Annotated in this window: 22 protein-coding genes, 1 tRNA gene and 1 pseudogene; 9 read left to right on the top strand and 15 right to left on the bottom strand. The window is 76.2% G+C overall.

What is annotated here, in order from left to right:
- Positions 1–135: 135 nt before the first annotated feature.
- The 7 genes from BM165_RS08055 to tmk form a co-directional block, all read right to left on the bottom strand.
- Positions 136–2,547: an ATP-binding cassette domain-containing protein gene (locus BM165_RS08055; protein ID WP_244274122.1), complete on the bottom strand. Its 2,412-nt coding sequence runs from the start codon at positions 2,545–2,547 to the stop codon at positions 136–138.
- Between the two features lie 130 nt (positions 2,548–2,677).
- The gene (locus BM165_RS08050) at positions 2,678–3,151 is read right to left on the bottom strand and encodes a pyridoxamine 5'-phosphate oxidase family protein (RefSeq protein ID WP_075012973.1); all 474 of its coding nucleotides are present in this window, start codon (positions 3,149–3,151) and stop codon (positions 2,678–2,680) included.
- Positions 3,148–3,570: a VOC family protein gene (locus BM165_RS08045; protein ID WP_075013110.1), complete on the bottom strand. Its 423-nt coding sequence runs from the start codon at positions 3,568–3,570 to the stop codon at positions 3,148–3,150. The genes BM165_RS08050 and BM165_RS08045 overlap by 4 nt, the downstream gene beginning before the upstream one ends.
- 5 nt (positions 3,571–3,575) lie before the next feature.
- On the bottom strand, positions 3,576–4,025 hold the full coding sequence (locus BM165_RS08040) for a helix-turn-helix transcriptional regulator (protein WP_075012972.1): 450 nt from the start codon (positions 4,023–4,025) through the stop codon (positions 3,576–3,578).
- 46 nt (positions 4,026–4,071) lie between these two features.
- Positions 4,072–4,144: transfer RNA gene (locus BM165_RS08035), tRNA-Thr, on the bottom strand.
- 110 nt (positions 4,145–4,254) lie between these two features.
- Positions 4,255–5,424, bottom strand: a complete 1,170-nt coding sequence (locus tag BM165_RS08030; RefSeq protein ID WP_075012971.1) for a DNA polymerase III subunit delta' — start codon at positions 5,422–5,424, stop codon at positions 4,255–4,257.
- A complete protein-coding gene (gene tmk, locus BM165_RS08025; RefSeq protein ID WP_244274134.1) occupies positions 5,421–6,044 on the bottom strand; it encodes a dTMP kinase in 624 nt (207 codons plus the stop codon). Before tmk ends, BM165_RS08030 begins: the two co-directional genes overlap by 4 nt.
- Positions 6,045–6,176: 132 nt before the next feature.
- Between tmk and BM165_RS08020 the strand changes: the two genes are divergently transcribed.
- A complete protein-coding gene (locus tag BM165_RS08020; RefSeq protein ID WP_075012970.1) occupies positions 6,177–6,968 on the top strand; it encodes a trans-aconitate 2-methyltransferase in 792 nt (263 codons plus the stop codon).
- On the opposite strand, the gene BM165_RS08015 is transcribed toward BM165_RS08020, so the two are convergent.
- The 5 genes from BM165_RS08015 to BM165_RS07995 form a co-directional block, all read right to left on the bottom strand.
- A complete protein-coding gene (locus BM165_RS08015; RefSeq protein ID WP_075012969.1) occupies positions 6,955–7,716 on the bottom strand; it encodes a class I SAM-dependent methyltransferase in 762 nt (253 codons plus the stop codon). The two genes, BM165_RS08020 and BM165_RS08015, sit on opposite strands and share 14 nt — an antisense overlap.
- 8 nt (positions 7,717–7,724) lie before the next feature.
- Positions 7,725–10,625 carry a type I DNA topoisomerase gene (gene topA / locus BM165_RS08010; protein WP_075012968.1) on the bottom strand — a complete coding sequence of 967 codons (2,901 nt, stop codon included), beginning with the start codon at positions 10,623–10,625 and terminating at the stop codon, positions 7,725–7,727.
- A gap of 184 nt (positions 10,626–10,809) precedes the next feature.
- The gene (locus BM165_RS08005) at positions 10,810–12,384 is read right to left on the bottom strand and encodes an alpha/beta hydrolase (RefSeq protein WP_075012967.1); all 1,575 of its coding nucleotides are present in this window, start codon (positions 12,382–12,384) and stop codon (positions 10,810–10,812) included.
- Positions 12,381–12,695, bottom strand: a complete 315-nt coding sequence (locus BM165_RS08000) for a hypothetical protein (protein WP_075012966.1) — start codon at positions 12,693–12,695, stop codon at positions 12,381–12,383. Before BM165_RS08000 ends, BM165_RS08005 begins: the two co-directional genes overlap by 4 nt.
- Positions 12,696–12,881: 186 nt before the next feature.
- Positions 12,882–15,137 carry a sodium-translocating pyrophosphatase gene (locus BM165_RS07995; RefSeq protein WP_075012965.1) on the bottom strand — a complete coding sequence of 752 codons (2,256 nt, stop codon included), beginning with the start codon at positions 15,135–15,137 and terminating at the stop codon, positions 12,882–12,884.
- 364 nt (positions 15,138–15,501) lie between these two features.
- Here BM165_RS07995 and BM165_RS07990 point away from each other — a divergent pair, with 364 nt between their 5' ends.
- Complete coding sequence (locus BM165_RS07990) at positions 15,502–17,949, top strand: DEAD/DEAH box helicase (RefSeq protein WP_075012964.1); 2,448 nt, start codon at positions 15,502–15,504, stop codon at positions 17,947–17,949.
- A gap of 48 nt (positions 17,950–17,997) precedes the next feature.
- Here BM165_RS07990 and BM165_RS26290 read toward each other — a convergent pair.
- From BM165_RS26290 to BM165_RS23785, 3 genes and pseudogenes are all read right to left on the bottom strand, one after another.
- A pseudogene (locus BM165_RS26290) lies at positions 17,998–18,327 on the bottom strand (Rv3654c family TadE-like protein); the annotation flags it as partial.
- Entirely contained in the window at positions 18,324–18,656 is a 333-nt protein-coding gene (locus BM165_RS07980; protein WP_083427158.1) for a TadE family type IV pilus minor pilin, read from the bottom strand. The gene BM165_RS07980 and the pseudogene BM165_RS26290, both read right to left, overlap by 4 nt.
- Positions 18,657–18,691: 35 nt before the next feature.
- Positions 18,692–18,961: a DUF4244 domain-containing protein gene (locus BM165_RS23785; RefSeq protein ID WP_083427157.1), complete on the bottom strand. Its 270-nt coding sequence runs from the start codon at positions 18,959–18,961 to the stop codon at positions 18,692–18,694.
- Positions 18,962–19,193: 232 nt separating this feature from the next.
- Here BM165_RS23785 and BM165_RS07970 point away from each other — a divergent pair, with 232 nt between their 5' ends.
- The 7 genes from BM165_RS07970 (at position 19,194) to BM165_RS07940 (ending at position 26,359) form a co-directional block, all read left to right on the top strand.
- Complete coding sequence (locus tag BM165_RS07970) at positions 19,194–20,615, top strand: glycosyltransferase family 2 protein (RefSeq protein WP_075012963.1); 1,422 nt, start codon at positions 19,194–19,196, stop codon at positions 20,613–20,615.
- Positions 20,612–21,856 carry an exosortase/archaeosortase family protein gene (locus BM165_RS26030; RefSeq protein WP_075012962.1) on the top strand — a complete coding sequence of 415 codons (1,245 nt, stop codon included), beginning with the start codon at positions 20,612–20,614 and terminating at the stop codon, positions 21,854–21,856. The genes BM165_RS07970 and BM165_RS26030 overlap by 4 nt, the downstream gene beginning before the upstream one ends.
- Positions 21,853–22,920 (top strand): ATP-grasp domain-containing protein, encoded by a 1,068-nt coding sequence (locus BM165_RS07960; RefSeq protein ID WP_075012961.1) that lies wholly within the window; start codon positions 21,853–21,855, stop codon positions 22,918–22,920. Before BM165_RS26030 ends, BM165_RS07960 begins: the two co-directional genes overlap by 4 nt.
- Positions 22,917–24,068 (top strand): non-hydrolyzing UDP-N-acetylglucosamine 2-epimerase, encoded by a 1,152-nt coding sequence (wecB, locus tag BM165_RS07955; RefSeq protein ID WP_075012960.1) that lies wholly within the window; start codon positions 22,917–22,919, stop codon positions 24,066–24,068. Before BM165_RS07960 ends, wecB begins: the two co-directional genes overlap by 4 nt.
- Positions 24,065–24,802, top strand: coding sequence for an HAD family hydrolase (locus BM165_RS07950; RefSeq protein ID WP_075013106.1), 738 nt, complete (start codon positions 24,065–24,067; stop codon positions 24,800–24,802). Before wecB ends, BM165_RS07950 begins: the two co-directional genes overlap by 4 nt.
- A 168-nt stretch (positions 24,803–24,970) precedes the next feature.
- Entirely contained in the window at positions 24,971–25,465 is a 495-nt protein-coding gene (locus tag BM165_RS07945; protein ID WP_143108078.1) for a hypothetical protein, read from the top strand.
- Between the two features lie 129 nt (positions 25,466–25,594).
- Complete coding sequence (locus tag BM165_RS07940; protein WP_075012958.1) at positions 25,595–26,359, top strand: PIG-L deacetylase family protein; 765 nt, start codon at positions 25,595–25,597, stop codon at positions 26,357–26,359.
- Positions 26,360–26,372: the final 13 nt, after the last annotated feature.

The following is a 26,372-nucleotide window of genomic DNA, read 5'->3' as shown; positions in this document are numbered from 1 at the left end:
TGGCGTCGTCGTCCCCGGCTCCCCGCACCCCCTCGTACGCTCGTCCCACCTCTCCTGGTGGTCTCGTCAGGGGGTATCGGCAGGGAGGGCGGTGAGCTGCAGTCCGGACGGCGGGAAGCCCCGCCGTCCGGCCCGTCAGCGGCCGACGTAGGCCGCGAGGTGCTCCCCGGTCAGGGTGGAGCGGGCGGCGACGAGGTCGGCGGGTGTGCCCTCGAAGACGACCCGGCCGCCGTCGTGCCCGGCACCCGGGCCGAGGTCGATGATCCAGTCGGCGTGGGCCATCACGGCCTGGTGGTGCTCGATGACGACGACCGACCTGCCGGAGTCGACGAGCCGGTCGAGCAGCCCCAGCAGGTTCTCGACGTCGGCGAGGTGCAGGCCGGTGGTGGGCTCGTCGAGGACGTAGACGTCGCCCTTCTCGGCCATCTGGGTGGCCAGCTTGAGCCGCTGCCGCTCGCCACCGGACAGCGTGGTGAGCGGCTGGCCGAGGGTGAGGTAGCCCAGGCCGACGTCGGCCAGCCGGTCGAGGATCGTGTGGGCGGCCGGCGTGCGCGCCTCCCCGGCACCGAAGAACTCCTCGGCCTCGGTCACCGACATCGCGAGCACCTCGCTGATGTCCCTGCCGCCGAGCCGGTACTCCAGCACCGACGCCTGGAACCGCTTGCCCTCGCACTCCTCACAGGGTGACTCGACCGTCGCCATGACGCCCAGGTCGGTGAAGATGACACCGGCGCCGTTGCAGGTGGGGCAGGCGCCCTCGGAGTTGGAGCTGAACAGCGCCGGCTTCACGCCGTTGGCCTTGGCGAACGCCTTGCGGATGGGGTCGAGCAGGCCGGTGTAGGTCGCGGGGTTGCTCCGCCGCGAGCCCCGGATGGCGCCCTGGTCGACCACCACCACGCCGTCGCGGCCGGCGACCGAGCCGTGGACGAGCGAGCTCTTGCCCGATCCGGCCACGCCCGTGACGACGCAGAGGACGCCCAGCGGGATGTCGACGTCGACACCGCGCAGGTTGTGGGTGGCGGCGCCCCGCACCTCCATCGCCCCGGTCGGCGTCCGCACCGCCTCCTTGAGCGCCGCGCGGTCGTCGAGGTGCCGCCCGGTCAGGGTGCCGCTGGCGCGCAGGCCCTCGACGGTGCCCTCGAAGACCACCTCGCCGCCGGCTGTCCCGGCGAGCGGGCCGAGGTCGACGACGTGGTCGGCGATCGCGATGGTCTCCGGCTTGTGCTCCACGACGAGCACCGTGTTGCCCTTGTCCCGGAGCTGGAGCAGCAGGTCGTTCATCCGCTGGATGTCGTGCGGGTGCAGACCGATCGTGGGCTCGTCGAAGACGTAGGTGACGTCGGTGAGCGAGGAGCCGAGGTGGCGGATCATCTTGGTCCGCTGCGCCTCTCCCCCGGACAGCGTGCCGGCCGGCCGGTCGAGCGAGAGGTACCCCAGGCCGATCCCGGTGAACGAGTCGAGCAGGTGCTGCAGTCCGGCGAGCAGCGGGGCGACCGTCGGCTCGTCGAGCTCCCGGATCCAGTCGGCGAGGTCGCTGATCTGCAGGGCGCAGAGGTCGGCGATGTTCCGGCCCCGGATCCGCGACGACCGGGCCTCCGGGCTCAGCCGCGTGCCGTCGCACTCGGGACAGGTCTGGAAGGTGATCACCCGCTCCACGAAGGAGCGGATGTGGGGCTGCATCGCCTCGACGTCCTTGGCGAGCATCGACTTCTGGATCTTCGGGATGACGCCCTCGTAGGTGAGGTTGATGCCCTCGACCTTGATCTTGATCGGCTCCCCGTAGAGGAGCTGGTGGAGCTCCTTCTTCGTGAACCGCGCGATGGGCTTGTCCATGGGGAGGCCCGCGCCGCTGAAGATCCGGCCGTACCAGCCGTCCATGCTGTAGCCGGGGACCGTCAGCGCACCCTCGGCCAGCGACTTCGTCTCGTCGTAGAGCGCCGTGAGGTCGAAGTCGGAGACCGACCCCATCCCCTCGCAGCGCGGGCACATGCCGCCCATGTAGACCACGTCGCGGACCACGGCCTTCTCGACCCGGCCGCCGGCCTTCTCGGTGCTCATCACCCCGCTGGCCTTGCGCGTGGGGACGTTGAACGAGAACGCCGTGGGGGGACCGATGTGCGGCGTGCCCAGCCGGCTGAACAGGATCCGGAGCATCGCGTTGGCGTCCGTGGCGGTGCCGACGGTGGAGCGCGGGTTGGCGCCCATCCGCTCCTGGTCGACGAGGATCGCCGTCGTCAGGCCCTCGAGGTGGTCGACCTCCGGTCTGGACAGGTTGGGCATGAAGCCCTGCACGAATGCGCTGTAGGTCTCGTTGATCAGCCGCTGCGACTCCGCGGCGATCGTGTCGAAGACCAGCGAGCTCTTCCCCGACCCGGAGACGCCGGTGAACACGGTCAGCCGGCGCTTCGGGATCTCGACGCTGACGTCCCGGAGGTTGTTCACCCGCGCCCCGATCACCCGGATCAGGTCGTGGTCGTCGGCGGCGTGCCGCCCGGGTGCCGGCGTCCCGGTCCCGGTCCGGGTCCCGTCCTGCATCGCGGTGCTCATCGTGTCTCCGTCCGGTGGGCGCCGTCGGCGTCGGCGCTGTCGTGTCTACCTGCTCGGGGCGCGGCGGGGTGGCGCGGCACCCGTCCGGCTGACCCGGTGCACGCCGGGCCGGTACGTGCGTCGGCGGGCGTCACTCCAGCCACCGGCCGTCGCGCATGAGCTCGCGGCCGGTCAGCTCGTCCGCCTCCCGCCACGCCTGCACGCGGCGGGGTGTGACACGGAACCAGCGGTACGGCGTGGCCGACGCCCGGGGGTCGAAGCCGGCGCGGGCGGCGAACCGGTCGCCCCGGTCGGGCGGCAGCGCGTCGATCCCGAGGGCCTCGACGTCGCCGTCGACCACCGACACGTCGCGGGTGGCGCCGAGGCCGAGCCGGACGGTCCCGGTGGCGGCCAGGTTCCGACCCGTCGGGCTGTCGGCCGGGGTGGCCAGGAGCAGGACCTCCCCGTCCCAGTCGAAGGACAGCGGCACCAGGTACGGCGCCCCGTCGGGCGAGGCGCTGGCCACCCAGACGTCGACGTCGGAGGCCAGGCGGTGCTCGGTGTCCCGGCGTCGCTGCGCGCGGGAGCGGGGCGCGGTACCGGCCGGTGAGCCGGAGGCGGTCACGGCGCCTCCTGGATGCGGACCATGTTGCCCGCGGGGTCGCGGAAGGCGCAGTCGCGGACGCCGTAGGGCTGCTCGGTCGGCTCCTGCACCACCTCGGCGTCACCGGCCTGCAGCCGCTCGAACGTGCCGTCGAGGTCGGGGGTGGACAGGACGACCGAGGCGTAGGTGCCCTTGGCCATCATCTCGGCGATGACGCGGCGCTCGTCGTCGGTGACGCCGGGGTCGGCCGCCGGCGGGTGCAGCACGATCGAGGTGCCGGACCCGCCGGCCGGGCCGACGGTGAGCCAGCGCATGCCGCCGTAGCCGACGTCGTTGCGGAGCTCGAAGCCGAGGGTGTCCCGGTAGAAGGCCAGCGCGGCCTCCGCGTCGTCGTGCGGGAGGAAGGCGTGGTGGACGGCGAGGTCCGTGGTGGTGGTCATGGCGATCACGCTAGGGACGGCGTGGCGTCCGGTGCTTCTCGATTCCTGACCGGTCGGGTGACCTGCTTGGCGACGCACGCGGGGATGCCCTCGGTGGCCTGCGCGGCCAACCGCCGGTAGGTGCTCGGCGGCATCCCGACCAGCTCGGTGAAGCGGGTGCTGAAGGTGCCCAGCGACTGGCAGCCGACGGCGAAGCAGACCTCGGTGACGCTGAGGTCGCCCCGGCGCAGCAGCGCCATCGCCCGCTCGATGCGCCGCGTCATGAGGTAGGCGTAGGGCGACTCGCCGTAGGCCGCCCGGAACGCGCGACTGAGATACCCGGCCGACACGTGCACGCCGCGGGCGAGCGCCTCGACGTCCAGGGGCCGGGCGTACTCCCGGTCGATCCGGTCGCGGACGCGGCGCAGCCGCGCGAGGTCGCGCAGGTGCTGGGCCGGGGCGCCGCGACTGGTCACGGCGGGATGGTGACACGGGCCACCGACGGGACGGGATCCCGAGGGGAGCCGCCTGTCGGAATCGAACCGACGACCTTCTCATTACGAGTGAGATGCTCTACCGACTGAGCTAAGGCGGCGGACGTGCGCGGCCAGTCTACGGCAGCGGTCGGCGGGCCTCGCGCAGCGGCCCTCCTGCAGGGGCCCGCCGCGAGCCTGCGAGCGGTGGGGGGGCAGGAGGGTCCTTCGTCTACGCCGGCAGCCGCAGCGCGACGGTGAGCGCCTCGACGGCGATCTGCGGCTTGACGTTCTGCTCCAGCGCCGTCCGGCAGGCCAGCACCGCGTCGATGCGGCGCAGCGCGCCCTCGGCGCCGATCCGGCGGGCGAGGTCCTCGGCGTCGGCCCGCCGGTCTGGGTGGTCGAGCGGCAGCGCCTCACCGGGTGCGGCGTGCAGGACGAGGGCGTCGCGGTAGAGCCCGGCGAGGTCGACCAGCGCCCGGTCCAGGGAGTCGCGGCCGATCCGGGTGGCGCGGCTCTTCTGCCGCTTCTCCAGGTCCTTGAGCTGGCCGGCACCCCCGCGGCTGGCGGCCACGCCCGGCCCGCGCGCGCCGACGCCGAGGCTGGTCTTGACCGCCTCGGTCTCCGGAGCGTCGAGAGCGGCGCTGGTCCGGTCGGACTCCTCCCTGGCCGCGCCGACGAGGTCGTCGGCGGCGGTGAGGCAGGCGGCGAGGCTGACCAGGGACAGCGGGATGTCGAGGACGGCGCGGCGCAGCAGCCGGGCGTCCTCGTCGCGGGCCAGGTGCCGCGCCCGCCCGACGTGCCCGCCGGCGGCGGTCGCGGCCCAGGCGGCCAGTGCCGGGTCGACGCCGTCGCGGCGCACCAGCACGTCGGCGACGGCGTCGGCCGGCGGCGTCCGCAGGCCGACGACCCGGCAGCGGGACCGGATGGTCACCGGCACGTCGTCGGGGTGCAGGCTCGGCGCGCAGAGCATGACGACCGTCCGCGGAGGCGGCTCCTCGATCATCTTGAGCACCGCGTTGGCCGCCGCCTCGCTCATCCGGTCGGCGTCCTCGACGATGATCATCTGCCAGCGGCCCTGCGACGGCGCCCGCCCGGCGATGCGCACCAGCTCGCGGGCCTCGGTCACGCCGATGGACAGGCCCTCCGGGACGATGAGGTTGAGGTCGGCGTGTGTGCCGGACAGGACGGTCCGGCACTCGTGGCAGGTGCCGTCGCCGCCGTCGGGGCACTGCAGCGCCGCGGCGAAGGCGCGCGCGGCGACCGAGCGGCCCGACCCGGGCGGCCCCGTGAACAGCCACGCGTGGGTCATGGCCGCCGGGTCGGCGACGGCGGCCCGCAGCTCGGCGACGACGGCGGGCTGGCCGACGACCTCGGTCCAGACGCCGCCGGGCGTGCTCACGCGACCCGCCCCGGCAGCAGGGCGCCGACCCGCTCCCGCACGGCCGCGGCGATCTCCTCGGCCGGCAGGCCGGCGTCGAGGACCAGGTACCGGTGCGGCTCGGCGTCGGCCAGGGCGCGGAAGGTGGCGCGCACCCGCTCGTGGAAGTCCAGCGACTCGGCCTCCAGCCGGTCGGCGGCGGCGCGGCCCAGGGCCCGCGCCAGCCCGGCCTCGGGCGGCAGGTCCAGCAGCACGGTCAGGTCGGGCACCAGCCCGCCGGTGGCCCAGTCCGACAGCCGGCGGACCTCCTCCAGCGACAGCGCGCGGCCGGCGCCCTGGTAGGCCAGCGAGCTGTCGACGTAGCGGTCGGTGATCACGACCTCGCCGACGTCGAGGGAGGGCCGGACGACGGTGTGCACGTGGTGGGCGCGGTCGGCGGCGTAGAGCAGCGCCTCGGCGCGGGGGGCGAGGTCGCCGGTGGCCGGGTCGAGCAGCAGCGCGCGGATGCGGGCGCCGGGCGGGGTGCCGCCGGGCTCCGACGTCCGGCGCGCGGGGATCTCGTGCACGCCGAGCCAGTCGAACAGCAGGCCGGCCTGGGTGGACTTGCCGGTGCCCTCGCCGCCCTCGAAGGCGACGAACAGCCCGCGACCGGGCAGGCGCGGATGGGCGGCGATCGGGGGCTCCCGGGGACGGCTCGGCGGGTGTGTGCGGCCGGACCACGGTACCGGCCGGGGACGACCCTCCCGGGCTCCGGCGGCCCTACGGTCGGCACCGTGGCCGGCTCCTGGGACCCCGCGACCTACCTGCGCTACGCCGGCGAGCGGGCGCGGCCGTTCGCCGACCTGCTGGCCCGCGTGGACGCGCCGGACCCGCGGGTCGTCGTCGACCTCGGCTGCGGGGAGGGCGCGCTGACCGCCTCGCTCGCCGAGCGCTGGCCGGGGGCTCGGGTGACGGGGGTCGACTCCTCGCCCGAGATGCTGGCCGCGGCCGCCGCGCACGCCGTCGACGGGCGGGTGGCGTTCGTGCTCGGCGACGTCCGCGACTGGCGGCCGGACGGCCCGGTCGACGTCGTCGTCTCCAACGCCGTCCTGCACTGGGTGCCCGGACACCTCGGCCTGCTGGCGCGCTGGGCCGGGCACCTCGCGCCCGGCGGCCGGCTGGCGGTGCAGGTGCCCGGCAACTCCCGGGCGCCGACGCACCGCCTGCTGGCCGGCCTGTGCACGTCACCGGAGTGGGCCGGCCGCCTGGCGGACGCCGCTCCCCCGCCCGACGCCGTCCCCGAGCCCGACGCCTACCTCGACGTGCTGACGGCGGCGGGGCTGGCCGCCGACGTCTGGGAGACCACCTACCTGCACGTGCTGCGCGGCCCCGACCCGGTGCTGACCTGGGTGCGCAGCACCGTCCTGCGGCCGGTGCTCGCTCGGCTCGGGGACGACGCGGCCGCCTTCACCGCGGAGTACGCCGCGGCGCTGCGAGAGGCCTACCCGGCGCGACCGGACGGCTCGACCGTGCTGCCGTTCCGCCGCGTGTTCGCGGTGGGCGCCCGGCCGGTCAGCGCGGGGTGAGCCGGTGGGCGTCGGTGCGGTACGGCAGGTCGAGGACCTCACGGCCGGCCGTGTCGGGGTGGGTGGCGAGCAGGTCGCGGATGCCGTCGAGGAAGGCGGCGCGGGCGTCGGGGGTCATGGTGGCCACGTAGCTGCGGGTGCCGATGCCGGCGACGACCTGCTCGGGCGTGACCCGCTGCACGGTCGCCGACCCGGCGGTCGCGACGTCGGCCGGCAGCGCGGCGGCGAAGGCCGTCACGACGCCCTGGTCGGCCTCGTGCCCGCGCGCCTCGGCGGCCAGCGCGGCGCCGAGGGCGGCCACCCACGGCACCCGCTCGTCGCGCACGTTCCACACGAACCCGACGACCCCGCCGGGGCGCAGCACGCGGCGCAGCTCGGTCGCGGCCGGCCCGGGGTCGAACCAGTGCGCCGCCTGGCCGGCGACCACGGCGTCGACGTCGGCGTCGGGCAGCGGGACGGCCTCCGCGCCACCGACGTGCACCGGCACCCCGGAGTGGCGGGCGCGGAGCTGGTCGAGCATCTGCGGCGACGGGTCGACGGCGACCACCTCGTGCCCGGCGGTGAGCAGGGCGTCGGTGAGCAGGCCGGTACCCGCGCCGAGGTCGAGCACGCGCAGCGGCCGCTCGCCGAGCAGGAGGGCCACGGCGTCGGCCGGGTAGTCCGGCCGGTGCGCGGCGTAGCCGGCCGCGACCGACCCGAACGACGTCCGCCGCTGCTGCCAGTCGGCGGGGTCGGGCGGGCCGGCCACGGCCGGCGTCAGCTCGCGGGGACGGCGTCGGCCGCCGTCGCCTTCGTCGCGGTGGTCTTCCTCACCGTGGTCTTCGTCGTCTTCTTCGCGGCGGTCGTCTTCTTCGCGGCGGTGGTCTTCGCGGCGGTGGTCTTCTTGGCCGCCGGCTTCTTGACCGCCTTCTTCTTGGTCGCGGCCGGGCGGGTGCGCCGGTCGGCCAGGAGCTCGGCGGCGCGGTCGAGGGAGATGGTCTCGACGTCGTCGCCCTTGCGCAGGCTGGCGTTGGTCTCGCCGTCGGTGACGTAGGGGCCGAAGCGGCCCTCGCGGACGGTGATCTGGCCCTGCGTCACCGGGTCGGGGCCCAGCTCCTTGAGCGGCGCGGCCGCGGCCCGCCGGCCCCGCTGCTTGGGTTGGGCGAAGACCGCCAGCGCCTCCTCGAGGGTGACGGTGAACAGCCGCTCCTCGTTCTCCAGCGACCGGGAGTCGGTGCCCTTCTTCAGGTAGGGCCCGTAGCGGCCGTTGAGCGCCTGGATCTCCTCGCCGTCGGGCGCGGTGCCGACGGTCCGCGGGAGGGTGAGCAGCCGCAGCGCGTCGTCGAGGGTCACCGTCTCCGGCGACATCGTGCTCAGCAGGCTCGCCGTCCGGGGGGCCTCCTTGCTGCCCTCGGGGACGACGGTGGTGACGTAGGGGCCGTAGCGGCCGGCCTTGACCACCACCGGGTGGCCGGACTCCGGGTCCGTGCCCAGCCCCCGGTCACCCGAGGGTGCCGCGAGCAGCTCGGCGACCTTCTCGTCGGTCAGCTCGTCGGGCGCGAGGTCCTCGGGGATGCTGACCCGTGCGCCGTCCTCGCCACCGGCCTGCAGGTAGGGCCCGTAGCGGCCCACCCGGACGACGACCGGCTCGCCGTGCGGCCCCGTCGCGCGCAGCGGGATGGAGTTGACCCCGCGGGCGTCGATCTCCTCCAGCTGCTGGCCGATGACGGTCTTCAGGCCGCCGGAGGCCGCGATGCCGCCGGCGTGGCGGCCCTCGCCGCCGAAGTAGAACTCGGTCAGCCAGTCGACGCGGCCCAGCGACCCGCTGGCGATCTCGTCCAGCTCGGTCTCCAGCAGCGCGGTGAAGTCGTAGTCGACGAGCGCGGCGAAGTGCTGCTCGAGGAGGTTCACCACCGCGAAGGCGACGAAGGAGGGCACCAGCGCGGAGCCCTTCTTCCAGACGTACCCGCGGTCCTGGATCGTCTGCATGATCGACGCGTAGGTCGACGGGCGGCCGATGTTGAGGTCCTGCAGCCGGGCGACCAGGCTGGGCTCGGTGTAGCGCGCGGGCGGGCTCGTGGTGTGGCCCTTCGGCTCGAGCTCGCGGGTGTCGAGCACCTGGCCCCGCTCGACGCGCGGCAGCCGGCGCTCGGCGTCGTCGCTGCCGTGGTCGTCGTCGCCGGTGGCCTCGTCGCGGGACTCGACGTAGGCCCGCAGGAAGCCGGGGAAGGTGATCGTGCGGCCGCTGGCGGTGAACTCGACCCGCTCGTCGGTGGTGCTGCGGCCGGCCAGCCGGATGGTCACCGTCTGTCCCACGGCGTCGGCCATCTGGGAGGCGACGGTCCGCTGCCAGATCAGCTCGTAGAGGCGGAACTCGTCCCGCGCGAGCTGACCGGCGAGCTGGCCGGGCGTGCGGAAGGAGTCGCCGGCCGGGCGGATCGCCTCGTGCGCCTCCTGCGCGCCCTTCACCTTCTTGCTGTAGCGGCGGGCCTCCGCGGGGACGTAGGCGTCGCCGTAGAGCTCGCGGGCCTGGGTGCGGGCGGCGTTGATCGCCTCGTTGGACAGGTTGGTCGAGTCGGTCCGCATGTAGGTGATGTGGCCGTTCTCGTACAGCCGCTGGGCCACCCGCATGACCTGTGCCGACGACCAGCCGAGCTTGCGGCCGGCCTCCATCTGCAGGGTCGAGGTGATGAACGGCGCGTAGGGGCGCCGCCGGTAGGGCTTCTCGTCCACCCGGCTGACCGTGACCTGACGGCCCTCGAGCCGGGCGGCCAGCCCGCGCGCGCCGGCCTCGTCGAGGTGGACGACGTCGCCGGTGACCCGGCCGGTGGCGGGGTCGAAGTCGCGGCCGGTGGCCACGCGGCTGTCGTCGACGCTGACCAGCCGGGCGCGCAGCGTGGTCGGCTCGCCGTCGTCGGCGCCGGCCCTGCCGGTGCCGCTCCTGCCGGGGACGGCGAAGACGCCGTCGAGGGACCAGTAGTCGGCCGCGGTGAACGCCATCCGCTCGCGCTCGCGCTCGACGACGATCCGGGTGGCCACCGACTGGACGCGGCCGGCCGAGAGCTTGGGGAGGACCTTCTTCCACAGCACCGGGCTGACCTCGTAGCCGTACAGCCGGTCGAGGATGCGGCGGGTCTCCTGCGCGTCGACCAGCGCGGTGTCGAGCTCGCGCGGGTTGGCCACGGCGCGGGCGATGGCCTCCGGGGTGATCTCGTGGAACACCATCCGGCGCACCGGGACCCGCGGCTTGAGGGTGTCCACCAGGTGCCAGGCGATGGCCTCGCCCTCGCGGTCCTCGTCGGTGGCGAGGAAGACCTCGCTGGCGTCCTTGACCAGCTGCTTGAGCCGGCTGACCTGCTGTCGGCGGTCCGGGCTGACCACGTAGAGCGGCTCGAAGGAGTTGTCGACGTCGACGCCGAGGCGGGCCCACGGCGCGCCCTTGTGCTCGGCCGGGACGTCGGCGGCGTTGCGCGGCAGGTCGCGGATGTGCCCGACGCTGGCCTCGACGACGTAGCCGTTGCCGAGGTAGCCGGCGATCTTCCCGGCCTTGGTGGGTGACTCCACGATGACCAGCGGACGGCCGCCTCCGGTGGCGGCGGTCCGGCGGCGCGCGGGCGTGCTGGTACCGCCGGCCGTGCGGCCGGAGCTCTCGCCGTTCTTCGTGGTCTTCGTGGGCACGGTGCTCCTGTCGGTGGTGCGGGGAACGCGGTGACGCGGTGCGCTCTCGGCACCCGGTGCGCCCCCTCGGCGGGCCACGGTAGGCCACGACCGCGGAACGCGACCGGCTGGCGACCCCGGGTGGCGCGCCGTCACCGCGTCCAACGGCGCAGTCCCGCCGCTGTTCCCGGCCCGGCCAGCGCCGTCAGTCGGCCTCCCGGGCGGCGACGACCACCTCCCCCATGGCGGCCGCCGTCGGCCGGTCCGGGTCGTAGTACTGCCAGTGCAGGGTGTCGGGGTCGACGGGGAGCGGCGTCGCCCCGAACTGCCGCAGCCACGGGGGGTCGCCGTGCCACCCGGACCAGGCGATCGGGTCCGCCGGCGACCACGCCGTGTAGACCTCGTCCGCCTCGAGGTCCGACGCGTGCGCCTCCTCGATCCCCGGACTCCCCGAGAGCACGACGGCGTCGACGGGCAGCCTCCCCGGCAGGTCACCGGCCTCGTCGAGGACCACGGTGCCGTAGCTGTGCGCCAGGACGGTCACCCGGGGATCGGCGGCACGCCCCACGCCGGTCGCCGACCGCGCGGCCGCCAGCCCGGCGAGGTCACCGGCCAGGGCCACCCCACCCGCTGTCGCCGTCGAACGGCCGAGTGCCTGCCGGAGGCCGGCCCCCACCGGCGGGCGGTAGCCGAGCCAGGCGACGGTCGCGACGGACGCCGCGGGCGCGGCGGCGAGGGCGGCGTCCGCGACCGTCCGTGCGTCGTCTCCCAGGGCGTGCAGGTCGCCGGCGACGGTGTTGTTCACACCGGGCACCAGCACCCCGACGTCGTCCGCCGTGTCGAGGTCGCCGTAGGCGAGTGCGGCGAGGTCACCGGCCGGGTCGTACACCCACAGCTGCACGGGCCGGCCGGCCGCCTCCTCTGCCCTGATCTCGGCAGCGACGGCCTGTGCGCCCACCTGCTGCTCCCACGGGGCATCGGCCAGGACGCGCTCGAGCACGAGGCGGTTGGCACGGTCACGCGCCCACGCGGGCAGGCCGTCGAGCCCGCCGAGTGCGGCCGGCGAGGATCCCAGCAGGTCGTCCTGGGCGGGCCCCGACAGACCCGTCCACCACGAGGCGACCTCGTCCGGAGCCGTGTCCGGCGGTGGGGGTACCGGACGCGAGGAGAGCAGTCCGGCCGCGCCCACGAGCGCCGCCAGACCGGCGAAGCCGGCCGGACGGACACCGCCGGTGCCACCGAGCGCGGCGAGCGGGTCGGCGGACTCCGCGGCAGCGGCCGCGGCCCGGGCGGCCGCGCGCATCGCGTCGGCGGCCAGGGCCGCCACCCGCTCGGTGGCCGCCGCCCGTTCCGCCAGCTCGGTGTAGTGGTCCTCCAGCTGCGCGGAGGTGGCGTCGGCAGGCGCCGGCGCGGGCGGCGGGGCGACCACGCCGCCGGACCCGTCGAACGTCAGCCCCGAGGCAGCGGCCGCCGCCAGCGCCTGTCCGGCCAGCTCCTGCGCGGTGCGGACCTCGCGGGCGGTCTCCCACAGCCGGTCGAGGGAGTTCCCCAGCGCGCCGGTCACCGCCGTCACCACCGCCGACACCTCGCCCAGGGCGGTGGCGGCGACCGACGCCGCCGGACCCGACCAGCACTCGGCGTCGGCCAGCGAGCGCGCGACCGCGTCCATCCGGGCCCGCCAGGACGGCAGCCGCTCGGTCACCGCCTCGAGCGTGTACACCGCACCGTCGAGCAGCGGGGGATCCCAGGCGGCGACGGTGGTCAGGCCCGGCGCGCTCATGCCGGCGCCCCGGCCCGGGCGGCGAGGAGCCGGTCGGAGACGGCGGCGTCGGCGAGGCGGTAGGAGTGCACGGCGGCCAGCAGAGTTGTCGAGGCCGCGTCGGCGCCCGCCACGAGGTCGGCCACCAGGGTCGCCCAGCTGCGGCCGGTCGCCCCGGCCCGGTCGGAGACCTCCCCCGGCGCGGCGGTGGCCAGGGAGGCCGCCGAGGAGGCGCACAGGTCCGTGTCGGCGGACAGCTCGGTGGCGAGGGCGGCCAGCTCCTCGCCCAGGGCCCGGACGGCGTCGAGCTGGATGGCGATCTGGACGGACACGGCCCCTCCCGGCGTCGGTGCCGGGCCGCGGGTCGGACCGGCGCGCCGGACGCTAGGGGCGAGGGGCGATGCGGCCCGCCGCGTCGTCCACAGCCGCGCAGCCGTCCACAGCCCACGGCCGCGGGCCTCCGCCCGGCGGGACCGGGCGGAGGCTCGCGTCGTGTGGACGGCCGGCGTGCAGGTGGGTCAGGGAGCGGAGGTGGTGAGCGTGCCCGCCGTCTCCTCGGTGGAGCCGCCGACGACCACGGAGCGCCGCTTGGAGACGACCACGGCGCCCACGACGACCAGCGTCGCCGCGCCGGCGATGAGCAGCCGGACGGTGGTGTTGGCGTCATCGCCGACCGAGAGGCTGACCACCGCTGGGGCGATGAGGAGGGCGACCAGGTTCATGACCTTGAGCAGCGGGTTGATCGCCGGGCCCGCGGTGTCCTTGAACGGGTCGCCCACGGTGTCGCCGATGACCGTGGCCGCGTGCGCCTCGCTGCCCTTCCCGCCGTAGGCGCCGTCCTCGACCATCTTCTTGGCGTTGTCCCAGGCCCCGCCGGAGTTGGCGAGGAAGACGGCCATGAGGGTGCCGGTCGCGATGGCGCCGACGAGGTAGGCCGCCAGCGGGCCGAAGCCGAGTCCGAAGCCGACCGCCACGGGGGCGAGGACGGCGAGCAGGCCCGGCGTCGCCAGTTCGCGCAGCGAGTCCTTGGTGCAGATGTCGACGACGGCGGAGTAGTCCGGCCGCTCCGAGAAGTCCATGATCCCGGGCCGGGTGCGGAACTGCTCCCGGACCTCGAACACGACCCGTCCGGCGGCGCGGGAGACGGCACTGATCGCCAGACCGGAGAACAGGAACACGACCGCCGCGCCGATGATGGCGCCGACGACGTTGTCCGGCTCGACCAGGCTGAACGACTGCGCGAGGTCGACGTCACCGAGGGCCGTACGCACCTGCTCGTTGTAGGAGCCGAACAGCGCCGTGGCCGCCAGGACGGCGGTCGCGATCGCGATGCCCTTGGTGATCGCCTTGGTGGTGTTGCCGACGGCGTCGAGGTCGGTCAGCACCCGGGCGCCGGCCTCGTCGATGTCGCCGGACATCTCGGCGATGCCCTGGGCGTTGTCGCTGACCGGGCCGAAGGTGTCCATCGAGACGATGACCCCGGCGGTGGTGAGCAGCCCACAGCCGGCGAGCGCGACGGCGTACAGGGCCGCGCCCCCGCCGATGAGGAAGGCGCCGTAGACGGCGCCGCCGATCAGCAGCGCCGCGTAGACGGCCGACTCCAGGCCCAGCGAGATGCCCGACAGCACGACCGTGGCGGGCCCGGTCAGCGAGCTCTGGCCGACGTCGCGGACCGGCTTGCGGGTGGTCTCGGTGAAGTAGCCGGTGAGCTGCTGGATGGCGGCCGCGAGCACGATCCCGATGACGACCGAGACGAAGCCGAGCACCTGCGGGTTGACCACCGAGTCGGGGACGTCGGCCACGCTGGGCAGGACGGTGAACGCCGCGGCGGCGACGAGCACCAGGGAGACCACCGCGGAGGTGAAGAAGCCGCGGTTGATGGGAGCCAGGCCGCTCGCGTCGCTCTTGCCGGGGTTGCTGGCGAGGATGCCGACGATCGAGGCCAGCACGCCGATGGCGGCCACGACGATCGGGAAGACCATCCCGTCGGCGCCGAAGAAGACCTGCCCGAGGATCAGTGCGGCGACCAGGGTCACCGCGTAGGACTCGAACAGGTCGGCGGCCATGCCCGCGCAGTCGCCGACGTTGTCACCGACGTTGTCGGCGATGGTGGCAGCGTTGCGGGGGTCGTCCTCGGGGATGCCGGCCTCGACCTTGCCGACGAGGTCGGCGCCGACGTCGGCGGCCTTGGTGAAGATGCCGCCGCCGACGCGCATGAACATCGCCAGCAGGGCGCCGCCGAACGCGAAGCCCTCGAGGACCACCGGCGCGGTGTCGTCGAAGAGCAGCAGCGCCAGGGAGGCGCCGAACAGGCCGAGACCGACGGTGATCATCCCGCAGACGCCACCGGTGCGGTACGCGATCCGGAAGGCCGGCCGGTAGCCGCCTGCCTGCGCGGCCGCGGCGACCCGCACGTTGCCGCGGGTGGCCAGGGTCATCCCGATGAACCCGACGGCGGCGGAGAACAGCGCCCCGACGAGGAAGAAGACCGCCCGGGCGATCCGGGTGCCCCATCCGCCGTCGGCGACCGGGAGGACGAGGAGCAGCAGGAAGACGATGACGGCGAAGACCGCGAGGGTGCGGAACTGCCGCCGCAGGTAGGCGCCGGCTCCCTCCTGGACGGCCAGGGCGATCTCGCGCATCTTCGCCGTCCCCTGGTCGGCGGCGAGTACCGCACGCACCAGTGAGGCGGCGAAGACGAGGGCGGCCAGCGAGACGACGAGGGCTGCCGTGACGAGGACGACGTCCCCGCCGGAGAGAGAACTGTCCGGCATCGGTACCTCCCAGCGGTGGTTGCCGCCGGGCGGCCTCGCGTCCCCGGTCGGCGGAGAGCGCCGGCGGATGGACGAGCCGCCCGCTGACGCCGCGCCAATGTAACGGAGATCACACGGTGCGGAACCCCGTCTTCCGCACTCTCTGGTCCCGCGCTGACACCGCGGCGGGACGGTGGGTTGCCACCGGTGTGACAGTGGAGGGGTGACCGCGCTCCACCCGGTCCGGCCGGCTGCTCCCCCACCCGGCCGCGAGGAGACCCCAGGGGGCGAGCGCCCAGGTGCCGCCGCTGCCACCGCGCAGGCGCACGCGGCGGCTGCCGGGCACGGGTCGGGCACGGGCTCCGGACCTGCGCGGCCCCGGGGCGTGCTGCCCGGCACCGAGCTGCTCGAGGACCTGCTCGCCGGGACCCCCGAGGAGGAGCACCCCGTCACCCACGTGCACCACCTGCCGGTGCGGGGCGCGCGGACGCTGCCGTGGCCGGACTGGGTCGACCCGGCCCTGCGTGCGCGCCTGGAGGCCCAGGGCGTGACCGACCCCTGGCGGCACCAGGTGGAGGCGGCGCAGCTGGCCCACGACGGCACCTCCGTCGTGGTCGCCACGGGCACGGCGTCGGGGAAGTCGCTGGCCTACCAGCTGCCCGCGCTGACGCGCCTCGCCGAGGACCAGCGCGCCTGCGTCCTCTACCTCGCGCCGACCAAGGCCCTGGCCCGCGACCAGCTCGCGTCGGTGGCCGCGCTGGCCGACCCGTCGGTGCGCCCGGCGGCCTACGACGGCGACACCCCGGGCGAGGAGCGGGACTGGGTGCGCCGTCACTCGCGGTGGATCGTCACGAACCCGGACATGCTCCACCGCGGCGTCCTGCCCGCCCACCAGCGGTGGTCCTCGACGCTGCGCCGGCTGGCCTACGTCGTGATCGACGAGTGCCACGCCTACCGGGGGGTCTTCGGCTCCCACGTCGGCCACGTCCTGCGCCGGCTGCGCCGCATCTGCCGCCGCTACGGCGCCGACCCGGTGTTCGTGCTCGCGTCGGCCACGGTGGCCGAGCCGGCCGTGGCCGCCACCCGGCTGGTCGGCGCGCCGGTCGTGGCGGTGACCGACGACGGGTCACCCCGACCCGGTGCGACCTTCGCGCTGTGGGAACCGCCGCTGACCGAGCGGACCGGCGAGCACGGCGCCCCGCTGCGGCGGTCCGCGGCCGCGGACGCCGCGGGGCTGCTGGCCGACCTGATCGAGCGCGGCGCCCGGACGCTCGCGTTCGTCCGGTCGCGGCGCAGCGCCGAGTCCGTCGCCGAGCAGGCCCGCCGCCTGCTGGCCGACCGCGGCCGCACCGACCTGGTCCGGCAGGTGGACTCCTACCGCGGCGGGTACCTGCCCGAGGAGCGCCGGGAGCTGGAGCGGGCGCTGTCGTCCGGGGAGCTGCTCGGCGTGGCCACCACGAACGCGCTCGAGCTCGGCATCGACATCGCCGGCCTCGACGCGGTGGTGCTGGCCGGCTACCCGGGCACCCTGGCCTCGCTGTGGCAGCAGGCCGGTCGCGCCGGGCGGGCGCAGCGGGAGTCGCTCGTGGTCTTCGTCGCCCGGGACGACCCGCTGGACCACTACCTGGCGCACCACCCGCGGGCGGTCTTCGGGCGGCCCGTCGAGGCCACCGTCACCGACCCGGCCAACCCCTACGTGCTCGGCCCGCAGCTGTGCTGCGCGGCGGCCGAGCTGCCGCTGACCCCGGCCGACCTCCCCGACTTCGGCGGCGCCGTGGCCGAGGCCCGGCTCGACGAGCTGGTCGCGGCCGGTCAGCTCCGGCGCCGGCCCGCCGGCTGGTACTGGGCCGGCCGCGGGCGCCCCGACGTCGACATCCGCGGCAGTGGTGGCGAGCCGGTGGCGATCATCGAGGCGGGCACCGGGCGGCTGCTGGGCACCGTCGACGGCGGCGCGGCGCACGCGACCGTGCACACCGGCGCCCTCTACGTGCACCGGGGCGAGACGTTCGTCGTCGACGAGCTCGACCTCGAGGACGCCTGCGCCGTCGTGCACGCCGACAGCCCGGAGTGGACCACCGTCGCACGCGACGTGACCGACCTCGGCATCGTCGCCACCGACCACGTCCGCCGGCTGGGCACGGTCACGGCGCACACCGGCGTCGTGGACGTCACCAACCAGGTGGTCGCCTACCAGCGGCGGCGGGCCGGCACCGGTGAGGTGCTCGCCGAGTTCCCGCTCGACCTGCCCGCGCGCCAGCTGCGCACCCGCGCCGTCTGGCTCACCCTCGACGCCGACGCGGTGGCGCGCGCCGCCGTCGACGACCTGTCGCTGCCCGGGTCGCTGCACGCGGCCGAGCACGCCGCCATCGGCATCCTGCCGCTGCTGGCCACCTGCGACCGCTGGGACCTCGGCGGGCTGTCGACGGCGCTGCACCCCGACACCGGCACCGCCACGGTGTTCGTCTACGACGGGCACCCCGGTGGCGCCGGCTTCGCCGAGCGGGGCTTCGCGGCCCTGCGGCGCTGGCTGCGCGCCACCCGCGCCACCGTGGCCAGCTGCGAGTGCGAGAGCGGCTGCCCCTCGTGCGTGCAGTCGCCCAAGTGCGGCAACGGCAACGACCCGCTGGACAAGGCCGGCGCCGTGCGGGTGCTCGACGTCGTCCTGGACGAGCTGGCCGCGGCCGACGAGGCCGGGACCGGGGCGATCGAGGTGCTCCCCGCGGTGCCGGCCGAGGTCGCGCCCCGGGCCGAGGGGACCGGCGAGCCCCCCGGGGGAGCCGTCGAGGACGCCGACCGGGCGGTCCGGCCCGCCGAGGACGACCTGGTCTTCTGAGAGGGCCCCGGCGGCGGGCAGCGCGTCCGGCGGCACGGGGCCGGCGCGCGCGGTGGCCCGCGCGCTCCGGGTGCCCAGCGGCCCCAGCCGGACGCCCACCTCGGTGGTCACCTCGACGACCGCGCCCGTGACCACGGCGCAGGCGGCCAGGGAGGCCCCGTTGTCCCGCGCGACCTCGGCGGCGGCGGTGCAGGCGGCCGGGTCACCGGTCAACGCCCGGGCGGCCGCCGCCAGCGCCGCGAGGTCGGCCGCGGTGCCGGCGCGGTGGCGGGCGACGGCCGCCGCACCGACGAGCACGGCGGCGGTCCCCACGGCCGCCAGCACCGCGGCCAGGGCGACGGTCCACACGGTCGCCGACCCCCGCTCGGGCGCGGTCACCCGGCGACGCCGGGCTCGAGCCGGGCGACCGCGGTGGCCCCGACGCCGACCTCCAGGCGCACCGGCCCCAGCGGCGTGACCTCGGCGCGCACGGTCACCCGCACCTCACCGCCGCCGACGGCGACCGCGGTGGCCGCTCCCTCGGGCGCGACCTGCGCGACCATGGCCTGCACGGTGGCCGCGTCCTCGCCCCGGGCGGCGGCCCGGGCTCCCTCGCGCGCGGCGTCGACGCAGCGCAGCTGCGCCCCGACCACCACGACGGCCGCGACGACCGCCGCCAGCACGAGGAGCAGGACCGGCAGCACGACGGCCGTCTCGGCCGTGACCATGCCCGCCTCGCCGTCCCGCCGACGGGGCCGGCGGCTCAGGACAGCACCTGGAGGGCCGAGGACACCAGGTCGCCGAGGGCGGTGACGACCGACCCGCCGGTCACCACCCGGTAGAGCACGGCGGCGAACGCGCAGGCGGCCACGGTGCCGACCGCGTACTCCGCGGTGCTCATGCCGGCCTCGGGGTCGGCGTGCAGCAGCGCCCACCGGGCCGCCGGGCCGCGACGCCCCGCGCGGCCACCGGGCGGCTCGGCCCCGGTGTCGAGCGGATCGGCAGGGGTCGTCTCGGGCGGGACGGTGGTCATCGCGGGTCCTCCTCGGGTCGGTGGCCCCGGCGCGGGGCGCGGCCCGACCCTCGCCGCGCGCGCCGCACCGGCTCCACGCCCGCGACGGACCTGTGGAGGAGGCGGCCCCTGTGGAGGACGGGGTCGGCCGTGTCGGCCCGGGCGCTTCCACTTCAGGACGACAGCGCGACTGCCGATCCAGCGACGAGGGGGCGCAGCCGCACCGCCGCGCACGTCGTGGGAGGAGGGATCCGTGGCATCCGGCACCGACCGTCCCGAGGGCCGTCCGCTGGTCCTCGTCGCCTACGTCCTCGTCCTCGGTGCCGCGCTCGCGCTCTTCGGCGTCGGCCCCACCCTCGGCGTCGTCGCCGGCGCGCTCAACGTCGTCTTCGGCGTCTACTTCTGCCGGCACCTGGCCTTCGCCGTCGCCGCGGCGCGCTGGGCCGAGCGGGACCTGCTGGCCGCCGACGTCGGGCTGGACAGCTACACCCCCACGGTCGCCGTCCTCGTCGGGTGCAAGGACGAGGAGCTCGTCGTCGACGGCATGGTCGCGGCGCTGCTGGCGCTGGACTACCCCTCCGACCGGCTCACCCTCGTCGTCGTCGACGACGGCTCGGCCGACGCGACCGGCGCCAAGCTCGACGCCTGGTCGGTCCGCGACCCCCGGCTGCGCGTGCTGCACCGGCCGCCGGGCGCCGGAGGGGGCAAGTCGGGTGCCCTGAACGAGGCGCTGGCCCTCGTCGACGCCGAGGTCGTGCTGGTCTTCGACGCCGACCACGAGCCCGAGCCGACCGCGCTGCGCCGGCTGGTGCGGCACTTCCGCGACCCGGTCGTCGGTGCGGTCATGGGCCGCTGCGTCATCCGCAACGGCCAGGACAGCACCATGGCCAACACCGTCTTCGTCGACTACCTCTCCGGCTACCTCGTCAACGAGTACGGCCGACAGGCGCTCTTCGAGCTGCCCGCCTACGGCGGCGCCAACTGCGCCGTGCGGACCTCGACGCTGCGCGCGCTCGGCGGCTGGAACCCCGAGACGGTCACCGAGGACACCGACCTGACCCTGCGCATCCTGCTGATGGGCCAGCGGGTGCGCTACGACGTGTCGGCCATCGACTTCGAGGAGGCGGTGGTCAGCGCGCACCGCTTCTGGAAGCAGCGGTACCGCTGGGCCCGGGGCCACCAGAAGTGCCTGCGCGACTACTGGCGCCCGCTCATGCGCTCACCGCACCTGTCGCTGCTGGAGAAGGTCGAGACGACGCTGTTCCTCGGCGTCTACCACGTGCCGGTGCTCAGCGGCCTGGGTCTGCTGCTCACCGTGCTGCGGGCCCTGGGCGTCGGTGACCTGCCGGTCGTGGGCCTGCTGCCGCTGTCGATGCTGCTGTTCATCGGCCCGCTCGCCGAGCTGTGCGTCGGCCTGCTCGTGGGCCGCGTGGAGCGCCGCTCGGCCTGGCGGCTGCTGGGCTTCCTGCCCGCCTTCGCGCTGTCGATCTGGATCACCTCCCGCGCCTACGTCGACGGGATGCTCGGCCGTCCCTACAGCTGGGTGAAGACGTCGCGCTCGGGTGCCACGTCCACGGTGCCGCGCTCGGCCGCGCCCGCACCCGTCGGGGCCGGCACGACGGGGAGCGATCCGCGGCCGCGGTCGTTCGCGCTCCCCCCGGAGGAGGACCGGTGACCACCGCACCCGCCGTCGGCCGGCGACGGCTCTCCCGGGGGACGACGCAGCGGCTGCTCCCGGTCCTGTTCGACCTCGCGCTGGCCGCCGTCATCTGCGTCGTCGGCTTCGCCACCCTCTCGGGACCTCTGCAGGTGCTCGAGGCCCGCGCGGTCGCCCTGGTGCTCGGGTGGCTCGACCCCACGTGGTCCTCCGGCGTCCTGCCCGGTCACGTGCTGCTCTTCCGCGGCGACGACGAGATCATCGACGCGGTCGTGACGGCATCGTGCTCGTCGGTGCTGTCGGTCCTCGGCCTGGTCGCCCTGACGGCGGTCATCCTGCGTGGCCGCAAGCTGCACGCGCTCGGCGGCCTGGTGGTCGCCGTCGCCGCCGTCGTGGCGCTCAACCACGGCCGGCTGCTGCTGTCCGCGCTGGCCGGCCTGCACTGGGGCGAGGGGGCGCTGGTCCTCTTCCACGACTGGGTCGGCACCCTGTGGAACCTGGTCGCCACCCTCGGCGGCTTCCTCGTCATGGTCTGGGTGACCCTCCCGGCCGCCGAGCGCGCCGAGCAGGACGTCGACGGCCGGCACACCGCCCGCCGCCCCGACAGCTGGGCCCGGCCGGGACTGGGGTACCGCGCCACCGAGGAGGTGGAGGCCGCGGTCCGCCGGCGCCGCACGACGGTGACCGGACTGCTGCACCGCCACGTCCTGCCGCGCCGGGTCTCCGCCCGGCTGGCCGCCCGCCGGGAGGCCGCCCGCGTGGACTACCGGCTCGGGCACCTGCCGGCCCTCCGGCGGGCCGAGCGCGTCCGCCAGCTCGCCGCCGACGGCCTCGGCGCGCACAGCGCCTCGCTGGTCGCCGTGGCCACCTACGACGTGGACCCCCTCGTCCTCGACGCCCTCGCCGACGCCGTCGCCGCCCGGCAGTGGGAGCCGGTGACCGACCACCGGGTGACCGCGCTGCGGCTGTGGGCGCGGGGCTGGCTGCTGGCCCGCCCGGTTCCCCCGGCCACCCCGCACGGTCCGGTCGGGGGCGACGGCTCCGACGACGGCTCCGGGGACGACGGCTCCGGGGGCGACGGCTCGAGGGACGACGGCGCCGCGGTGGCGGTCGCCCGGATCCCGGTGCCGCCGGCACCCGGGGCCACCCGGCCGCCCGGGACCGCACCGGCGCGACGTCCTTCCGCCTCGCGTTCCACCGCGCCCCACAGCTTCGCCCGCCCGTCCACTCCTCCCCCGCCCCCGGAGACGCCCCGGTGACCTCGACCCTGCCGAACCGGCCCACCGCACCCGTGCCCCCGCTCCCCGACGATCGGTACGGGCGTCCCGGGGGGCCCGCCGTGCTCGTCACCGGCGCCGGCGGCCCGGCCGGGGTCGCCGTCGTCCGCCGCCTGGTGGCGCTGGGCCACCGCGTGGTCGGGGTGGACGCCGACGCGACCGCCGCCGGTGCGGCGCTGGCCACCGTCGGCGCCGTCGTCCCCCGCGCCGACCACGTGCGCTTCGTCGACGCCCTCGTGGCCCTGGCCACAGCGCACGGCGCCGACGCGCTCATCGGCACCGTCGCCGAGGAGCTGCCCGCGCTCGCCGCGGGTGCCGACCGGCTCGCCGCGGCCGGTGTGGCCACCTGGCTGCCCGACCCGGAAGCCGTCGAGGTCTGCTGCGACAAGGCGGCCTTCGCCCGCGCCATGCGCGTCGCCGGCGTGCCGCACCCCGCGACCACCGACACCGCCGCCGGCCTCGTCACCGTCCCCGGCCCCTGGCTGGTCAAGCCCCGCTCCGGCCGGGGCAGCCGCGGCGTGCGCGCACTCGACGCCCGGGCCGAGGTCGTCGGGGCGATGCGTGCCGACGCGTCGCTCATGGCCCAGACCCGGTTGTCGGGCCGCGAGTTCACCGCCGACGCGCTGGTGGGCCGCGACGGCGAGCTGGTCACGGTGGTGCCGCGCTGGCGGGACGACACCCGCGCCGGCATCTCGGTGAAGGGCACCACCTTCGACTCCACCGAGGTCACCGCGGTCGTGGCCGCCGCCCTCGAGGCGGTGCGGCTCACCGGCCCGGCCAACGTCCAGGGCTTCGTCGCCGACGACGGCCGGGCGACCGTCGTCGAGATCAACCCGCGCTTCTCCGGCGGGCTGCCGCTGACCCTCGCCGCCGGCGCCGACGTGGTCAGCGCCCACCTGACCGGCATCCGCGAGCCGGGCACCCGCCTGCCGCACCTGTGGTTCACGCCCGGGGTCCGGATGAGCCGCTACTTCGCCGAGACCTACAGCGGCGAGGACGGCAGCCCGGTGGCCGACCCCTGCGTCGCGACGGCGGTGCGGTCGTGACCCGCACCCGGCACGTCCTGGTGCCCTTCGGCACCCGGCCCGAGGTCGTGAAGCTGGCACCGGTGGTGCGGGCGCTGACCGCCGCGGGACACCGGGTCGACGTCGTCGACACCGGCCAGCACACCGATCCCGACCTCTCCACCCGCCTGCAGGAGACCCTCGGACTGGCACCCACCTGGCGCTTCGGGCTGCCGGCCGACGACCCGGCCGCGCGGTACGGCGCGCTGCACGCCGACGCGGCGCGCGCGGTCGCCCGGTTCCGGCCCGACGTCGTCCTGGCGCTCGGGGACACCCACACCGTCCCCGCGTACGCCCTGGCCGCGCGCGGCGCCGGGGTGCCGTTCGCGCACCTGGAGGCCGGGCTGCGCAGCCTCAACCCGCGCAGCGTCGAGGAGGTCAACCGGCGGGTCGCCGCGGCCGTCGCCGCCCTGCACCTGGCGCCCACGCGCCGGGCCGCGGCGTTCCTGGCCGCCGAGGGGGTGCCGGCCGAGCGGGTGTTCGTCGTCGGCAACCCGGTGGTCGACACCCTGGTGGCCCGGGGCGTGCGCCCGGTCCCGGTGGCCGAACGTCGCGGCGTCCTGGTGACCGCGCACCGTCCGACCAACGTCGACGACCCGGTGCGGCTGAAGCGGCTGGTGGGGATCGTCCGGGCGCTGGCCGACGACGTCGGCCCGGTGACCTTCCCGGTGCACCCGCGCACCGCCGCGCGGCTGGCCGCGACCGGCCTGGGTGGCGAGCTCGACCACCCGGCGATCACCCTGAGCGGACCGGTCGGCTACGACAGCCTGCTGGCCGCCCTGGCCTCGGCGCGGCTCGCCGTCACCGACTCCGGCGGTATCCAGGAGGAGGCGGCGTTCCTCGGGGTGCCCGTTGTCGTGCTGCGCGGCTCGACCCCGCGGTGGGAGGGCGTCGAGGCCGGCACCACCACCCTGGCCGGTCTCGCCGACGACTCCGCCGCCGACGCCGTCCTCGCCGCCGCGGTCCGCCACACCGGCGCGGAGGGACAGGCCCGCGCGGCCGCCCTCCCCTGCCCCTACGGCGACGGCACCACCGGTGTCCGGGTGGCCGCGCTGCTCGCCGACGAGGCGACCGACGCGCTCCTGGCCCTCGACGAGCCGGACTTCACCGACGGCCGGCTGCCGTGGTGACGAGCGCGCCGCCCTGGGACGGCCCGCCGCCGCTGGCGGTGGTGGTCGACCTCGACGACACGCTGTACCCGCAGGCCGCCTACCTGGCCGGCGCGGCGGCCGACGTCGGTCTCGCCGCCACCGAGGCGGGCCTGGACGGCGCCCGCGTGCACGCCGCGCTCGTCCGCGAGCTGGCGGCCGGCTCCGACCGCGGCGGCACCGTCGACCGTGCGCTGCTGGCCGCCGGCGTGCCGGCCGGGGACCTGCCCGGGCTGGTGCCGCCGCTGGTGGCCGCCTTCACCGCCCACGCGCCGTCGTCCCTCCCGCCCTACCCGGGCGCCGCGGAGGCACTGGCGGCCCTCGGCGACGTGGTCCCCGTCGGCTGCCTCACCGACGGCAACCCCGCCATCCAGGCCGCCAAGCTCGCCGCGACCGGCCTGCTGCCGCTCCTGACCGAGGTGCTGGTCACCGACACGCTCGGCGGCCGGGCGGCACGCAAGCCGTCCCCCGAGGGCCTGCGGGTGCTGGCCGGCCGCCTCGGGGTGCCCGCCGACCGGGTGCTCGTCATCGGGGACCGGCCGGGCAAGGACGTCGCCGTCGCCGCCGCCGTGGGCGCACGGGCGATCCGCGTGCGGCAGGGCGAGTACGCCGCCGCCCCCGACGACCCCGCCGCCTGGGCGGTCGCCGGCGACTTCCCCTCCGCCGCCGTCCTGGCGCTGTCCGCCGTCCGCGCAGCGGTGCCGGCGGCGGGCTGAACCGCCCCGGCCCCTCCTCCGGGTGAGGGGCCCGGAGACCGCCTGCACCCGTGCCCGCCGCGGGCCGATGGCCTCCCGGTGGGGCCGGGCGAGCCCCGATCGGGAGGCGTCGACATGGCAGGCGGGACGGGACGGCGCCGGGCGTCACGCGGGACGCGGCTGGGAGTGGTGGCCGCGATCGCGCTCGCGGTGGTCCTCGGGACCCCGGGTGCGGCGAGCGCCCACTACGGCTGGGTCAAGCCGCTGGTCACCTGCGTCACCCCGGTGCAGGACGGTTCCTGGACGGCGGCGTTCGGCTACACGAACACCACGTCGTCGGCGTTCTCGGTGGCCCGGGGCAGGAACAACGACATGGTCCCCGACTCCTTCGACGGGCAGCAGACCACGCGCTTCGAGGCGGGGACGCGGCAGGCCGTCTTCACCGTCCGCGTGCCCGCGTCGGTGAAGGAGGTGCAGTGGCAGGTCCTCGGGGTCTACGGCATCGCCCGCAGGGACACGAGCTCGCGCTGCCCGTCCTCCACTCCCCTGCCTGCCGACGGCAACGGCCTCGGGATGGTCATCGTCCTGGTGGCCTCCGGCACGGTCGCCGGCGGCTCGGCGTGGGTCGCACGCCGGCGCCGTGAGCGCGGCGCGCAGCCCGTCGCCGCGGCGGCCGCGGGCTGATCGATCGTGCACGACCGGATCTCCCCCCGACGGGGGAGGTGCCGGTCGTCGCGGTGGAGGGGGCGGCTCCGGCCGCCGATGGAGAGGCATCGGGCGGGAGGACCGCCCCGGACAGACGGGACGGCGGCGATGGACGGCGCGGGCACGCGGAGCACGGGACGCAGCGTCCTCGCCATCGGGGCGCACCCCGACGACGTCGAGCTCGGCTGCGGCGGCGCCCTGCTGGCGCACGTCGCGGCCGGTGACACGGTGACCGTGCTCGTGATGACCGGCGGCGAGAACGGCCCCGGCGACGACACCCAGGTGGTCGGCCGCCGCGCCGAGCAGGAGCGGGCCGCCGCCACCCTCGGCGCCACCCTCCTCTGGGGCGGCCTGCGCGACTGCGAGGTCGTGGCCGACGCAGCGGCGATCCGCCGGATCGAGCAGGCGCTGCGGGCCACGGCGGCCGACCTCGTCTACGTGCACGCCCCCGACGACAGCCACCAGGACCACCGCGCCGTCGCGGCGGCCACCCTGGGCGCGGCCCGCCGCCTGCCCCGGGTGCTGCACTACCAGAGCCCCTCGACGCTGACCTTCACGCCGACGGTCTACGTGGACGTCACGGCGCACCTCAGCGGCAAGCTGGCCGCCCTCGCCGCCCACGCCTCGCAGGTGGAGCGGTCGGCGATGGTCGAGCCCGACGCGATCGTCGCCTCCGCCCGGCACTGGGGTGCGCAGGCCCGCATCGGGTACGCGGAGGCCTTCCAGCCGACCCGCATGGTGCTCGACCTCGGTCCGGTCGGCGGCCCGGTGCCCTCGGCGGTGCCGGCCGCGTGGTCCCTCGCGCCCTCCTTCACCGCGCACCCGTCCTCCTCGGCCCACCCGGCGTCCGCGGTCCCCACCGGCCCGCGCTGACCCACGGGGACCG

The organism is Geodermatophilus obscurus (genome assembly GCF_900115395.1).
GTDB lineage: Bacteria > Actinomycetota > Actinomycetes > Mycobacteriales > Geodermatophilaceae > Geodermatophilus > Geodermatophilus obscurus_B.
Note: the sequence above shows the minus strand (reverse complement) of the source record. Positions and strands in the feature narration are given on the sequence as shown.

Excerpts from the sequence above, each read along its gene's own strand:
- BM165_RS08055 (WP_244274122.1), bottom strand. The coding sequence starts at position 2,547 with ATGAGCACCGCGATGCAGGACGGGACCCGGACCGGGACCGGGACGCCG.
- BM165_RS08045 (WP_075013110.1), bottom strand. The coding sequence starts at position 3,570 with ATGACCACCACCACGGACCTCGCCGTCCACCACGCCTTCCTCCCGCAC.
- BM165_RS08005 (WP_075012967.1), bottom strand. The coding sequence starts at position 12,384 with ATGAGCGCGCCGGGCCTGACCACCGTCGCCGCCTGGGATCCCCCGCTG.
- BM165_RS07995 (WP_075012965.1), bottom strand. The coding sequence starts at position 15,137 with ATGCCGGACAGTTCTCTCTCCGGCGGGGACGTCGTCCTCGTCACGGCA.
- BM165_RS07980 (WP_083427158.1), bottom strand. The coding sequence starts at position 18,656 with ATGGTCACGGCCGAGACGGCCGTCGTGCTGCCGGTCCTGCTCCTCGTG.
- BM165_RS23785 (WP_083427157.1), bottom strand. The coding sequence starts at position 18,961 with ATGACCACCGTCCCGCCCGAGACGACCCCTGCCGATCCGCTCGACACC.
- BM165_RS07940 (WP_075012958.1), top strand. The coding sequence starts at position 25,595 with ATGGACGGCGCGGGCACGCGGAGCACGGGACGCAGCGTCCTCGCCATC.